The organism is Lutibacter maritimus, from assembly GCF_900116115.1.
Taxonomy (GTDB): domain Bacteria; phylum Bacteroidota; class Bacteroidia; order Flavobacteriales; family Flavobacteriaceae; genus Lutibacter; species Lutibacter maritimus.
The window spans coordinates 96246-111607 of sequence record NZ_FOZP01000003.1; the positions used below are offsets into that span (position 1 = coordinate 96246).

Consider the following 15362-nt stretch of genomic DNA (forward strand, 5'->3'; position numbering starts at 1 on the left):
AATAATCACTAAAATACAGTTTGTTATATAAATAATAGTTTGTACATTTGCACTCCCTTTTTAGGGAACAAAAACAAATGTTTAATTTTAACAAAGAATTTAATTGTGAATACATTAAGTTACAAAACAGTGTCAGCTAATAAAGCAACCGCTACAAAAGAGTGGGTTTTAGTTGATGCAGACGGTCAAACGTTGGGTCGTCTAGCTTCTAAAGTAGCTATGCTAGTTAGAGGTAAGTACAAAACTAACTACACTCCTCACGTAGATTGTGGAGACAATGTAGTAGTTATCAACGCAGATAAAATCAATTTAACTGGAAAAAAATGGAGTGACAAATCTTACATTCGTCACACAGGTTACCCAGGTGGTCAAAGATCATTAACGGCTACTGAAATGTTTCAAAAAGACCCAACTCGTCTTGTTGAAAAAGCAGTAAAAGGAATGTTACCTAAAAATAAATTAGGAAGCGCTTTGTTCAGAAATTTATATGTTTATGCTGGTGCTGAACATAATCAAACTGCACAAACTCCAAAAGTTATTAACCTTAACGACCTTAAATAATGGACACAATACACAAAATAGGTAGAAGAAAAACAGCTGTTGCTCGTGTTTATCTTTCTGACGGTACTGGAAACATTACTGTAAATAAAAAAGATTATAAAGACTACTTTACTACATCTCACTTACAATACAAAGTATTACAAGCATTAAATTTAACAGATAATGCAAGTACTTTTGATATTAAAGTAAATGTTTATGGAGGAGGAATTACAGGTCAGGCTGAAGCAATTCGTTTAGGAATTTCTAGAGCTTTAGTTTTCTTAAATGAAGAAAACAGAACTATCTTAAAACCTGAAGGACTACTTACAAGAGACCCAAGAATGGTTGAACGTAAAAAATTCGGTCAAAAGAAAGCAAGAAAAAAATTCCAATTCTCAAAACGTTAATCGTTTATTGGAGTTATATCACCAATTTATTTGGTGGTTCATTGAAATTAAAAACAAAAACAAAGTTGTCGTTGTTCAGTCAATGACTGATATAAAGTTTAGCATCCAAATAGGGAAGATCGATTATCGCTACTTCCCTATTGCTAACTCTCAACGGAACGTAAACTAAATACAAATGACAAACATAGAAGTTCAAGAATTATTAGACGCAGGTGTACACTTTGGTCACCTTACTAGAAAATGGGATCCAAACATGGCTCCTTATATATATGGAGAGCGTAACGGCGTTCATATTATAGATTTATACAAAACTGCAGCAAAAATTGATGAAGCAGCTGAAGCTTTAAAGAAAATTGCAGCATCTGGAAGAAAAATCCTTTTTGTAGCTACAAAAAAACAAGCAAAAGAAATTATTGCTGAAAAATCTGCAAGTGTTAACATGCCTTACATTACTGAAAGATGGCCAGGTGGAATGTTAACTAACTTTGTTACTATTAGAAAAGCAGTTAAAAAAATGTCATCAATTGACAGAATGAAAACTGATGGATCTTTTGATGCTCTTTCTAAAAGAGAAAAATTACAAATCAACCGTCAACGTGAAAAATTAGAAAAAAACTTAGGTTCTATTTCTGATATGACTCGTTTGCCAGGAGCAATTTTTATTGTTGATGTGAAAAAAGAACACATTGCAGTAGCTGAAGCTAAAAACTTAAACATTCCTATTTTTGCAATGGTTGATACAAACTCTGACCCAAGAGGTATTGATTATGTAGTACCTGCAAATGATGACGCTTCAAAATCTATTACAAAAGTATTAGGTTATATTACAGATGCAATTGCTGAAGGTTTAGCTGACAGAAAAGTTAACAAAGACGCTAAAGAATCTGACGATAACGATAATTAATGTATAATAGTTGAGTTTAAATTCAACAAAAAATATAAATAAAATGGCAAACATTACAGCCGCAGAAGTAAACAAATTAAGACAATCTACCGGAGCCGGTATGATGGATTGTAAAAACGCACTTGTTGAAGCTGAAGGAGATTTCGACAAAGCAATTGATATTTTACGTAAAAAAGGACAAAAAGTTGCTGCTAACAGAGCTGATAGAGATTCATCAGAAGGAGCCGTAATTGCATATGTTAATGATGACAACACTAAAGGTGCTGTAATTTCATTAAACTGTGAAACTGATTTTGTTGCTAAAAATGACGCTTTCGTTGCTTTAGCTACTGAATTTGCAAAAATAGCAGTAAACTATACTTCAAAAGAAGATTTTTTAAATGCTCCTTTTGGAAATTTAACAGTTGCTGAAAAATTAATTGAGCAAACTGGTGTTATTGGTGAAAAATTAGAAATTGGTGCTTTTGAATGTGTATCTGGTCCTTTTGTAGGTTCATATATTCATGCTGGAAATAAAATTGCTGCTGTAACTGCTTTATCAGCAAACGTAGAAGGCGCAGATGTAGTTGCAAAAGATGTTTCTATGCAAGCTGCAGCAATGGGTGCTTCAATTTTATCTTATAAAGATTTTGATCCTGCTTTTGTTGCATCTGAAACTGAAGCAAGAATTGCAGTAATTGAAAAAGAAAATGAAGAATTAAAAAGATTAGGAAAAACTTTAAAGAATGTTCCTACTTTTATTTCTAGATCTCAATTAACTCCTGAAATAATTGCTGACACTGAAGCAAAATTAAAAGAAGAATTAAAAGCTGAAGGAAAACCAGAAGCTATTTGGGATAGAATTTTACCTGGTAAATTAGAAAGATTTATTTCTGATAACACTACTTTAGATCAAGAACAATGTTTATTAGATCAAAACTTTATTAAAGACGAAAAAATTAATGTAGCTCAATACGTAAGCTCATTAGGTGACGTAGTGGTAACCGACTTTAAAAGAGTTTCGTTAGCTTAATAAAAAACACTTATATTAAAAAAACTCGCCAAATTGGCGAGTTTTTTGTTTTTTACAAATTGCGTAATTAAAAAAAATAAAAATCAACAAAAACTAACTTCTTATACTTTTAAAGTATTTATTATATTTGCATAACTTAAAAAAATTATGGCATACAAAAGAATTCTTTTAAAATTAAGTGGTGAAGCACTTATGGGAGATCGCCAATATGGTATTGACCCCACACGTTTAGCAGATTACGCTAGAGATATAAAAATAATTGTTGATAAAGGAATAGAAGTTGCCATTGTTATTGGTGGAGGAAACATTTTTAGAGGTGTTTCTGGTGCTAGTAACGGTATGGATCGAGTTCAAGGAGATTATATGGGAATGCTCGCAACTGTTATTAATGGTTTAGCATTACAAAGTGCTTTAGAAGATGAAGGTATTTTTACCCGACTTTTAACAGCAATTAAAATGGAACAAGTTGCTGAACCTTTTATTAAAAGAAGAGCCGTACGCCATTTAGAAAAAGGTAGAGTGGTTATTTTTGGAGGAGGAACTGGAAATCCGTATTTTACAACAGATACCGCAGCAGTATTAAGAGCAATTGAAATTGGAGCTGATGTTATTTTAAAAGGAACAAGAGTTGATGGAATCTACAACTCTGATCCAGAAAAAAATAGTGACGCAATTAAATTTGATTCTATTACATATAAAGATGTAATGAATAAAGGATTAAAAGTTATGGACATGACAGCCTTTGCTTTAAGCCAAGAAAACAACTTACCTATTGTTGTTTTTGATATGAACAAAAAAGGAAACCTAGAAAAAGTAGTTTCAGGTGAAAATATTGGAACAATAGTTGACAAATAAGTAGAATAATTAAAGTTTTTCAATTATGAATGAAGAATTAATTTTTATAATAGATAGTACACGCGAGTTAATGCAAAATGCCATTACTCATTTAGAAAAAGAATTTAGAAATATTAGAGCAGGTAAAGCTAGCCCTACAATGTTAGGTGGTGTTACTGTAGATTATTACGGTTCACAAACACCATTATCTCAAGTTGCAAATATTAACACCATGGATGCACACACAATTACAGTTCAGCCTTGGGAAAAAAAGATGCTGCATGAAATAGAAAAAGCAATTATGATTGCCAATTTAGGGTTTAATCCAATGAATAATGGAGAAGTTATTATTATTAATGTTCCTGTTTTAACTGAAGAACGAAGAAAGGAATTATCTAAACAAGCTAAAATGGAGGCTGAAAACGCTAAAATTGGAATTAGAAATGACAGAAGAGAAGCAATGCAAGAAATTAAAAAAGCAGATGCTTCTGAAGATATGAAAGCAAATGCTGAAATTGATATTCAAAAATTAACGGATAAATTTAGTTTAGAAGTTGATGAGCTTTATAAAGTAAAAGATCAAGAAATAATGAAAGTTTAATTTTTAAAAAAGTTAAACTTATCAAAAAACTATAAAGCACTCTATCGAGTGCTTTTTTATTCCCTTATATTTGTTTTATAATGACGATAATACACGTATGAAAAAAAGATTGTTTTTAATTTTGCTCTTTCCACTCATCGTTTTTTCACAAAATCAAATTCAAGGTTTAGTAACAGATAGTTCAACAAAAAAACCACTTCCTTTTGCATCAATAATTACAAATACAAACATTGGTACGCTAACAGATATTGATGGTAAATTTCAAATAAAAAGTAATATTGAATTTAATAAAATTAAAGTTTCGTACGTTGGTTACAAAAACATTACAATTCCTATTAACAGTTCTGATAAATACATTAAAATAGCATTGGAACCTGCAACTGAATTTTTAAATGAAATTTTAATTACTGCAACTGAAAATCCTGCATTGCAAATAATTAGAAATACCATTATAAACAAAGATAAAAACAATATAGAAACTTCATTAAACTCATTTAAATTTGATGCTTACACGAAACTTTTAGTTACAGCACATCCCGATTCTATAAACGGAAAAATTGATTCTGTGTATATTATAAAAAATGGAGATAAGCAATTTTTAAAAATAGATTCTACCAACTATAAATTTAAAAAAGAGATAGATAAACAACATTTATATATTTCTGAAAAAGTTTCACAATTTCAATTTCAAAAAGGTAAAAAAACAAAAGAAATTATAATGGCATCTAGAATGGCTGGGTTACAACAACCAATTTATGAATTATTAGCTATTACATTTCAAGATTTCTCTTTTTACAATGAATTTTATACAATTGCCGGCACAAAATATATTAATCCAATAGCCGACAATGCTTTAAAACATTACGATTATAAAATATTAGACACCGTTAAAACAGATTACAGTCAATCAATTTTAGTGTATTTTAAACCTAAAATAAAAAAAGATTTTACTGGAATTGAAGGTGTTTTATATATTGATTCTCAAAATTTTTCCATCACAAAAGGAATGGCTGAACTAAAAGCTATTGTAAATGTAAAAGCTACACAAAATTATACTTTTATAAAAGAGTGTAATTGTTGGTTTCCGTCAGATATGAATATTGTTATTAAAAAAGGTGATAATAATGAAAATGTGAATTTATTTGGCGGAATGGTTAAAGTTTCAAATTCAGAAAAAAATGATTCTATTGTAAAAACAACTACAAATGGACCTTCTGATGTTTCCTATTTTATTTCTAAAACCGAAAACAGTAACATTCAAATAAATCCTGAATTAAAAGTGAAAAACTCCGCTTCTACCATAAAGTTTAATGATGATGCTGGAAAAAAATCTGAAGAATTTTGGAATTTATACAGAACTGATTCTTTAACAGATAGAGGAAAAACAACCTACATAAACTTAGATAGCATTGCAAAGAGCGAAAATATTGAAGGAAAAATTGCTTTAGGACGCAATCTGTTAAAAGGATATTTACATACAAAATATATAAATCTAAATCTTGGGAAAATCATAAACCTCAATAATTATGAAGGTTTGCGAGTAGGATTTGGAGGCGTAACAAATCAAAATTTTTCAAGTAAATTTAAAATTGAATCCTACATTGCATACGGTACAAAAGATAAAGATTTTAAATATAGTATTGGTACTGCAACCCGACTAAACAAAGAATCTAACACTTGGTTTGGCGTTAATTTTACAAATGATTTAAAAGAAGCTGCTGCTTTAGATTTTATTGCTGAAAACACCTCATTCTCACCTATAAACCCAAGAAATTTAAATATTGATAAATTTTACAACTATAAAACTGTAAGCACATATTTTGAGCACGATATTAAACCAAATTTAGAGGCAAAACTTCAAATTAGTTCTGGTGATTATTCGCCCGTTTTTAATTATCAGTTTATAAACGCATCAAAAAATATTTCAAGATATCGGTTAACAACCGCTTCAGTAAACTTACAATACAGTCCCAAAAGTGAATTTATGAATTCACCAATTGGAAAATTAACTATAAAAAATGAATTTCCTCAGTTAACATTACAATTAACAAAAAGTATTGAAAATTTATTTCAAAGCGATTTTGATTTCACCCAAGTTAATTTAAGAATTTTACATAAAATTAAACCACTTAGAAAAGGTGTTACACATATTTTGGCTGAAGGAGGAATTGTTTTTGGAGACGCCCCCATTTCACATTTATACAATGCAACACCAAATTACACTTATAAATCTCCATGGTTTAAGCGAATAACTTTTGCCGGTAAAAATAGTTTTGAAACAATGGGATATAATGAGTTTGTTTCTGATAGATTTTTTGCAATTCATTTAAAACAAAGTTTTGAACCACTAAAACTAAGCAATAAATTTAAACCTCAAATTAGTATTGCAACACGTGCTGCCATTGGAACTATTGACCATCCAGAATATCATCAAGGATTACTATTTAAAAGTATGAATAAAGGATATATTGAAAGTGGAATGGAAATTAATTCTCTATTAAAAGGTTTTGGATTTAGTGCATTTTATAGATATGGAGCCTACGCAAACCCAACCTGGACAGATAATTTAGCTGTTAAATTAACTTATAAATTAAGGTTAGGATTTTAATACTTAACCTATTGAAAGCTAAACTAATTTGTTACCTTTGCAAAAATTTTTTTAAATGGATTTTTGGACGCAGGTTTCTAGACTTATTTTAAAAAGCAGATACATTATTTTAGTAATAATAGCTGCATTCACTTATTTTTTATCAACACAAATGCAGTATATGAGATTTTCATATACAGAAGCAAATCTATTGCCTGAAAACCATCAGGTAAATATAGATTACAATAAGTTTTTAAAAATATTTGGCGAAGAAGGAAATATCATCATTTTAGCTGTTCAAGATTCTACAATTTTCACACCTAATAAATTTAATGCTTGGAATAAATTATCAAAAAACTTAGATAGTTTAAAAGAAATTGAATTTACCATTGCTGTTGGCGATATTAAAAAATTGGTAAAAAACACTGATGAAGAAAAGTTTGTTACCGAACCTTTATATGATAAAAAGCCTGAAACAGTTGAAGAAGTTCTAGCAATAAAACACGAGCTATTTGACAACCTTCCTTTTTTCGATAACTTTTTATACAATAAAAAAACTGGAACTATTAGATCGGTTATTTATTTAGATAAAGATATTGTTAACACAGCCGCAAGAAAAGATTTCATTTTTAATGTTTTAAACCCAACAATTAAAAAATTTGAAAAAGACTATAATATAGATATTCGCGTTTCGGGAATGCCATACATTAGAACAATGAATGCCCAGAATATTATTGACGAAATTGGCATGTTTGTAGGCTTGGCATTAGGAATTACCGCCTTAATTTTCTTTTTCTTTTTCAGATCTATTAGAGCAACAGCTATTACACTTTTAGTTGTAAGTATTGGTGTTGTTTGGGCATTTGGTTTTATTGGACTTTTTAGATATGAAATTACTGTTTTAATGGCTTTAATTCCGCCTTTAATTATTGTAATTGGAGTTCCAAACGCTATATTTTTAATAAATAAATATCAGCAAGAAATTAAAAAACATGGTAATCAAGCAAAATCATTACAACGCGTTATTACAAAAGTGGGTAATGCTACATTAATGACAAACGTAACAACTGCATCGGGTTTTGCAACTTTTATATTTACAAAAAGTCAACTTTTAAAAGAATTTGGTACCATTGCTTCCATTAACATATTGGCAATTTTTGTACTGGCATTATTAATAATTCCTATTATTTATAGTTTTATGCCGCTACCAAAAGAAAAACATTTAAAACATTTAGAGCGTAAATGGATTGAAAAAATTGTTACTTGGATGGAATCTGTGGTAAGAAACAGCCGATTAGCAGTGTATTCAATAACAGTAATATTAATAATTGTAAGTATGATTGGTATTTACAAAATTAAAGTTTCTGGAAGTTTAATTGAAGATATGCCAAAAGGCAAAGAGTTTTTTAAAGACATCGAGTTTTTTGAAGAAGAATTTGGCGGAATTATGCCTTTAGAAATTATTATTGACACAAAAAAGGAAGATGGCGTTATGAGTTTAGCAACACTTAAACGTATGGAAAAGCTAGATGAAACCATTGAAGAAATTCCTCAACTATCAAAACCAATTTCTGTTTTAAACATTGTAAAATATTCTAAACAGGCATTTTATAACGGATTACCTAATTATTACGAATTGCCAAATAGTCAGGAAAAAAACTGGATTTTAAATTATACCAAAAATTCATCAGCCAATACACATTTGTTGGATAATTTTGTTGATTCTACAGGAAGATATGCACGAATAACTACCTTTATGAAAGATATTGGTACTGATAAAATGACTGTTATTGAAGACCGTCTTCAACAAAAAATTGATAAAGAATTTCCAAAAGAAAAATATGATGTTTCTATGACTGGCGGGGCGTTAGTGTTTTTAAAAGGAACAAATTATTTAATTAACAATTTAGTAATTTCACTTTCTTTAGCAATCCTACTAATTGCCATTTTTATGGCATTTATGTTTAGATCGTTCAGAATGATTTTAATTTCACTTATTCCTAATATTTTCCCTTTACTAATTACCGCAGGATTAATGGGATATCTAGGAGTTCCTATAAAACCATCTACAATTTTAGTATTTAGTATTGCATTTGGTATTTCTGTAGATGATACTATACATTTTTTAGCAAAATACCGTCAAGAGTTAATGGCTAATAACTGGCGCATAAAACAATCTGTTTACGCAGCATTAAGAGAAACTGGCGTTAGTATGTTCTATACTTCAATTGTTTTATTTTTTGGATTTTTAGTGTTTACAGTTTCAAGTTTTGGAGGAACAATTGCGCTTGGTGGTTTGGTTTCAATTACACTTTTATTTGCAATGGTTTCTAACCTAATTCTGTTACCTTCATTATTACTTTCATTAGAAAAGAAAATAGCCAGCAAAGAAATTTTAAAAGAACCTGTGCTTGATATTTTAGATCCTGATGGTGAAAATGACTTGGATGATTAATTTAATTAAATAGTTTACGTTTATAGATTATTTTTAAACATTCAAACTTTACTACTTTCATTTGTTCATGTATCTTTGTAATTCTAAATTTTAGAATATGAATAAATGTACCGTTGCTGAACTTTTAAGTTCAAATAACTTTTTACAAGAAGTAACTATAAAAGGTTGGGTAAGAACCTTTAGAGCAAATAGATTTATTGCTTTAAACGATGGCTCTACTATAAACAATATACAATGTGTTGTTGATTTTGAAAACACTAGCGAAGCTACTCTTAAAAGAATAACTACTGGAGCTGCAATTTCAATAAAAGGAACACTCACTGAAAGCCAAGGAAAAGGACAAAGTGTAGAAATTCAGGTAAACGAAATTGAAATATTAGGTGACTCAAACCCTGAGGAATATCCAATTCAACCTAAAAAACACAGCTTTGAATTTTTAAGAGAAAATGCACACTTGCGTATTAGAACTAATACATTTAGTGCAGTTATGCGTGTAAGATCGGCGCTTTCTTTTGCCATACATAAATACTTTGTTGAGAACGGATTTTATCATTTTCATGCTCCAATAATTACAGGATCTGATGCCGAAGGCGCTGGAGAAATGTTTCAAGTGAGCACTTTAAATCCCAACAAACTTCCTAAAAACGAAACTGGAACTGTTGACCACAGTAAAGATTTTTTTGGCAAACAAACAAACTTAACCGTTTCAGGACAGTTAGAAGCCGAAACCTACGCTATGGCTTTAGGAAAAGTGTATACATTTGGTCCAACTTTTAGAGCTGAAAACTCTAATACAACGCGTCATTTAGCTGAATTTTGGATGATTGAACCTGAAGTTGCATTCAACAATTTAGATGATAATATGGATTTAGCCGAAGATTTTATTAAATCGGTTATTTCTGATATTCTTAAAAATTGTAAAGATGATTTAGCTTTTTTAAATGATAGATTATTACAAGAAGAAAAAAGCAAACCACAAAACGAAAGAAGTGAATTATCGTTACTTGAAAAACTTAATTTTGTAGTTGAAAATAATTTTAAACGTGTAAGTTATACTGAAGCAATTGATATTTTAAGAAACTGTAAACCAAATAAAAATAAAAAATTCCAATATTTAATAAATGAATGGGGCGCAGATTTACAAAGTGAACACGAACGCTATTTAGTTGAAAAACACTTTAAATGTCCAGTAATTTTATTTGATTATCCTGCAAATATTAAAGCATTTTACATGCGTTTAAATGAAGATGGAAAAACAGTGAGAGCTATGGATGTTTTATTCCCTGGAATTGGAGAAATTGTTGGTGGTAGTCAACGTGAAGAGCGTTTACAAGTATTACAACAAAAAATGAAAGCGCTTAATATAGATGAACACGAATTATGGTGGTATTTAGATACCCGAAAATTTGGTACAGCCGTGCATAGCGGATTTGGGCTTGGCTTTGAGCGTTTAGTTCAATACGCTACAGGTATGGGTAACATTAGAGATGTTATTCCTTACCCAAGAACACCTCAAAATGCAGAGTTTTAAATTTAAACTTTTAAAAAACATAGTAAACAACATACTATGTTTTTTTGTATTTTTATAAAAATGGAATTTAATTTTATATGCTAAAACAAGGATTACATCAAAAATTATTACAAAAATTATCACCGCAACAAATTCAGTTGATGAAAATGATTCAATTGCCTACACAAGCTTTTGAACAAAGATTAAAACAAGAATTAGAAGAAAATCCTGCGTTAGAAAGTGGGAAAGAAAATTTGGATGATTTTGATGATACTTCAATGAATGATGAATATGATGATTCTGGAAATGAAAGTATAAATACTGACGATATAAATATTGATGAATATTTAAGCGATGACGAAATTCCGAATTATAAAACCCAAAGCAATAATTACTCGGCTGATGATGAAGAAAAAGACATTCCTTTTGCTTCAGGAACTTCATTTACCCAGCATTTAAAAAATCAAATGAGTACCTATCGCTTAACTGAAAATGAAGAGATCATTACAGATTTTTTAATTGGAAGTATTGATGAAAGCGGTTATTTAAGACGCGATTTAATTGATGTAATGGATGATTTAGCTTTCACCCAAAATATCTATACAACCATTGAAGAATTAGAACAATTAATAAAATTAGTTCAAGATTTAGATCCAGCTGGGGTTGGTGCAAGAGATTTAAAAGAATGTTTAATTATTCAACTGAAAAGAAAAGGTGAAAAACCTGCCAGAACTTTAGCCATTAACATTTTAGAACAATCATTTGATCAATTTGTAAAAAAACATTATTCAAAATTAATTCAAAAATTTCACGTTACTGAAGATGAATTAAAAGATGCAATCAAACAAATTGAAAAATTAAATCCAAAACCCGGAGGCTCTCATGTTGGAAACAATAAAATTGCAGAGCAAATTGTTCCTGATTTTTCTATTAGAATTGTTGAAGGAGAATTAGAGTTAACCCTAAACTCTAGAAATGCGCCAGAGCTGCATATATCAAAAGAATATAACGATCTTTTAAATGGCTATAAAGATTCTAAAGATAAATCTCAATCACAAAAGGATGCTGTTTTATTTATAAAACAAAAATTAGATTCTGCCAAGTGGTTTATTGACGCAATAAAACAACGTCAGCAAACCCTCTATCTTAATATGAATGCAATTATGCAGTATCAAAAAGAATATTTTTTAACAGGTGATGAACGCAAGTTAAAACCAATGATATTAAAAGATATTGCTGATATAATTAATATGGATGTTTCTACGGTTTCAAGAGTTGCAAATAGTAAATTTGTTTCTACACCCTATGGAACTAGATTAATTAAAGATTTCTTTTCTGAATCAATGAAAAACGACCAAGGTGATGATGTTTCTACCAAAGAAATTAAAGATATTTTAGCTACTGTTATTGATAAAGAAAATAAGAAAAAACCTTTGACCGATGATAAATTGGCACTAATTTTAAAAGAAAAAGGCTATCCTATAGCCAGAAGAACTGTAGCAAAATATAGAGAACAGCTTGATATTTCTGTTGCAAGGCTAAGAAAAGAAATATAAATGATTACGTTAATTATGAACTATAGATTTTCAAAATTCATTTCCTACTTTTTTCACCCAATAAATTTTTCAATACTGGGTGCTATTATATATTTTTTATTTATTCCAAAATATATATTTAAGACTCAAGAACACACAATTTTATTGGTTATTTTTTTAGGAACCTATATTTTTCCACTTATTTTATTGTATCTATTAAAAAAATTTAAACTGATACAAAGTTACCATATGAGCACTATTGAAGAGCGAAAATTTCCTACTTTATTGTTTATATCTTTAACCTACATTATCGGTAATTGGTTATTTAAATCTAATATTGTAGATATTTTAGCTTTGTTTTATTTTAGTTATGGTTTGGGTTTAGTTATTTCATATACTTTATTATATTTTAAAACTAAACTAAGCTTACATGCATTAGCAATTGGAGGGCTTATAGGGTTTTCTATATGCTTTAGTTATTTTTATAAAATAAATTTATTAATACTTTTAACTGTCCTATTTGTTTTAAGTGGTTTAATTTCTACATCAAGACTAATTTTAAAAGCCCACAAATTAAATGAAATAGTAATTGGTTATGCTGTTGGAATATTAACTCAAATAATTGTATTTTTTATTTATACTACTACATAATATAAAATTTCAAACCCACATTAATTTCTTTTAAATCAAGCTTTTTACCATCTAAATCTAAACCTTTAAAAATTGGAGTTAAACCATAATAAATATATAAATTCCAGGTACTATAACCTGCTGAAATAAAAAGACCGCTTTGCAGTTGATTGAACTCTGAAATGTTTTTAGCATTAATTACAGTTTCAGCATCTTTATAAGTGGCATTAAATGCAAAGGCATATAAAACCTTCACTCCACCATAAATTCTCCAAAACTTATATTTTGTTGGAGTAGAATTACGCCATCTAAACTCAATTGGTAATTCAATTGCATGGGTTCTAAATCTATTTACATTATAGTCGGTAGCTACAGATGCAATTGCTAAATTATTATCTGAAGTTATTTTTAAATTTTGGATATATACAGCATATGAATACCCTAAACCAACACCAAATCCAATATTTCTAGTTTCATTAATCGGTAAATCTTTAATAAAACCAAGTGCTATACCTCCAGAAAAACCATTTTGTGAAATAGTAGAAGGCTTTTCATTTAAAATATTATATACCAATGATAAATATATTTGATCTTCCAAATATTTGGTATCAATTGAATCATTTTCAACTTGTGCTTTCACACTAAAAAATGAAATGAAGAAAAGTATTATTAAAAAATTTTTAATCATAAAAACAAATGTAGTTTTTATAAATAAAAAAGACAATAGAAAATCTATTGCCTTTTTTATTTATTTGTAAAAATATTTTTTACTTATAGTTACCGCTTAAATCATTTCCTCTTGAAGTAGAGAAACTAACTTTTAGGGCATTTATATCACGTAATTGTTCTTTAATATCTAATATAGTACCTACGCTTGCTTCTTTATCAGCTTTAATAGAAGTAGTCATATATTTAACTTCTTCTTCTTTTCTTAAAGCTCTTTCAGAATAGATAAAACTAGGAACATCTTTAACATCAATAATTTTATCATTTACTTGGATTTTATCTCCAGATATTCTAGAATCTTTTGATTTCCCAACATAAATTGTACTTACTAAACTTTTTTGTTCTAATTTTTTAACTTCACTAGCTGTAGGAAGAAACGGTTTTTTAATTAATAAATCTGTTTCTCTCATTGTAGTTGAAACCATAAAAAAGAATAACAACATAAATACAATATCAGGTAAAGATGCCGTAGAAATTGCAGGCAATCCTTTTTTCTTCTTTTTAAATTTACTCATAATCTGATATTATTTTATTGGTTCAGGTTCTGAAATAATTTGAGGATATTTATCTTTCAAATTATCAATTTTAGCTTTTAAACTTTCCGTTGGATCATTGTCATAATCACTAAGTAACTGATCGTAAGATCTTCCATACAATTTATTTGACAAATTGTTTCTTAATTGATTATATGCAGCTTCTATTTCATTTTGAATAGTAACATACATTCCGTAAGTTGTACCTCTATCACTCTGTAACGAAATAATCGCTTTTGAAGGGTGATCTGATGATGCAGGATCTTTAGCTCCATTGCAATAATCACAAGGTTCTCCTGGTTTTCCATCAATAGAGTTTCCTACACCACCTCCGTTATCAATAAATTTCATTGCCAACTCTTTAATGTCAGTTACTTTAACATAATCTGTACCTTCAACCAAAATTTGGTTATTACGGTTTACTACTATGTCAAAAACATTCTTTTGTTTAACAATAACATCATTCTTTTGATCTGGTGGTGATTTTTCTGGTAGCTTACGAGCAATACCAGAATCAACGTCCATAGTGGTTGTTACTAAGAAAAATATTAAAAGCAAGAACGCAATGTCTGCCATCGAACCAGCATTTATTTCTGAATTTTCTCTTCTTGCCATAATTAATTTATTTTACAAGTCCTTTAACAAAGTCATATAAAAAGAATACTAAACCAATTGCACCTAATATAAAACTATAGTTAATTAATGTACTTACCCATCTTGATACACTTCCTGCTTCACCATTTTCTAGCACTTTGCCTAACTGATCAGTTACAGCTTCACCAGAAGCGAATGAATAAGAAAGTACTAACAATACTAACAATATACCAACTCCAATTAATGATCTTTTTAATACTTCTGGGTGCTTAAACAAATTTATCAATGAATAAATTACAGCAATTGCAGCTGTAGCCCCTAATGTAATTAAAGAAAATGTAATAAATGGAGAAAGAATACTGTTTTGTAAGTTAACATCATTCTCAATATTTGTATCACCTTCTACAACAATTCTAATGAAGAAAAAGAATCCAATTACTCCTATTAGACCTGTTGCATAAGTTAATATCTTAGAAATTTTTGTATTCATAATT

At 29.1% G+C, this 15362-nt stretch carries 15 protein-coding genes; 11 read left to right on the forward strand and 4 right to left on the reverse strand.

Annotated features, from left to right (window positions below):
• Positions 1-105 precede the first annotated feature (105 nt).
• The 11 genes from rplM to BM335_RS15560 all read left to right on the forward strand — a co-directional run bounded on the left by rplM (position 106) and on the right by BM335_RS15560 (position 13036).
• A complete protein-coding gene (gene rplM, locus BM335_RS05895; protein WP_090224826.1) occupies positions 106-561 on the forward strand; it encodes a 50S ribosomal protein L13 in 456 nt (151 codons plus the stop codon).
• Positions 561-947 carry a 30S ribosomal protein S9 gene (rpsI, locus tag BM335_RS05900; protein WP_090224233.1) on the forward strand — a complete coding sequence of 129 codons (387 nt, stop codon included), beginning with the start codon at positions 561-563 and terminating at the stop codon, positions 945-947. The genes rplM and rpsI overlap by 1 nt, the downstream gene beginning before the upstream one ends.
• Positions 948-1122: 175 nt before the next feature.
• Positions 1123-1851, forward strand: a complete 729-nt coding sequence (gene rpsB / locus BM335_RS05905; RefSeq protein WP_090224235.1) for a 30S ribosomal protein S2 — start codon at positions 1123-1125, stop codon at positions 1849-1851.
• A 43-nt stretch (positions 1852-1894) separates the two neighbouring features.
• A complete protein-coding gene (gene tsf, locus BM335_RS05910) occupies positions 1895-2863 on the forward strand; it encodes a translation elongation factor Ts (RefSeq protein ID WP_090224237.1) in 969 nt (322 codons plus the stop codon).
• 147 nt (positions 2864-3010) lie between these two features.
• Positions 3011-3718, forward strand: coding sequence for a UMP kinase (gene pyrH, locus BM335_RS05915; RefSeq protein WP_090224240.1), 708 nt, complete (start codon positions 3011-3013; stop codon positions 3716-3718).
• Positions 3719-3743: 25 nt separating this feature from the next.
• Positions 3744-4298, forward strand: a complete 555-nt coding sequence (frr, locus tag BM335_RS05920; RefSeq protein ID WP_090224242.1) for a ribosome recycling factor — start codon at positions 3744-3746, stop codon at positions 4296-4298.
• A 97-nt stretch (positions 4299-4395) separates the two neighbouring features.
• The gene (locus tag BM335_RS05925) at positions 4396-6906 is read left to right on the forward strand and encodes a DUF5686 and carboxypeptidase-like regulatory domain-containing protein (RefSeq protein WP_090224244.1); all 2511 of its coding nucleotides are present in this window, start codon (positions 4396-4398) and stop codon (positions 6904-6906) included.
• A 55-nt stretch (positions 6907-6961) separates the two neighbouring features.
• Entirely contained in the window at positions 6962-9340 is a 2379-nt protein-coding gene (locus tag BM335_RS05930; RefSeq protein ID WP_090224246.1) for an efflux RND transporter permease subunit, read from the forward strand.
• Between the two features lie 97 nt (positions 9341-9437).
• Positions 9438-10871, forward strand: a complete 1434-nt coding sequence (gene asnS, locus BM335_RS05935; RefSeq protein WP_090224248.1) for an asparagine--tRNA ligase — start codon at positions 9438-9440, stop codon at positions 10869-10871.
• A gap of 77 nt (positions 10872-10948) precedes the next feature.
• Positions 10949-12406, forward strand: coding sequence for an RNA polymerase factor sigma-54 (rpoN, locus tag BM335_RS05940; RefSeq protein ID WP_090224250.1), 1458 nt, complete (start codon positions 10949-10951; stop codon positions 12404-12406).
• A 228-nt stretch (positions 12407-12634) separates the two neighbouring features.
• Positions 12635-13036, forward strand: coding sequence for a hypothetical protein (locus BM335_RS15560; protein ID WP_143102386.1), 402 nt, complete (start codon positions 12635-12637; stop codon positions 13034-13036).
• On the opposite strand, the gene BM335_RS05950 is transcribed toward BM335_RS15560, so the two are convergent.
• The 4 genes from BM335_RS05950 to BM335_RS05965 form a co-directional block, all read right to left on the reverse strand.
• Positions 13029-13703, reverse strand: coding sequence for a porin family protein (locus tag BM335_RS05950; RefSeq protein ID WP_090224256.1), 675 nt, complete (start codon positions 13701-13703; stop codon positions 13029-13031). The genes BM335_RS15560 and BM335_RS05950 overlap by 8 nt on opposite strands.
• 79 nt (positions 13704-13782) lie before the next feature.
• The gene (locus tag BM335_RS05955) at positions 13783-14256 is read right to left on the reverse strand and encodes an ExbD/TolR family protein (RefSeq protein WP_090224258.1); all 474 of its coding nucleotides are present in this window, start codon (positions 14254-14256) and stop codon (positions 13783-13785) included.
• A gap of 9 nt (positions 14257-14265) precedes the next feature.
• Positions 14266-14889, reverse strand: a complete 624-nt coding sequence (locus BM335_RS05960) for an ExbD/TolR family protein (RefSeq protein ID WP_090224261.1) — start codon at positions 14887-14889, stop codon at positions 14266-14268.
• A 7-nt stretch (positions 14890-14896) separates the two neighbouring features.
• Positions 14897-15358 (reverse strand): hypothetical protein, encoded by a 462-nt coding sequence (locus tag BM335_RS05965; protein ID WP_090224263.1) that lies wholly within the window; start codon positions 15356-15358, stop codon positions 14897-14899.
• Positions 15359-15362 lie beyond the last annotated feature (4 nt).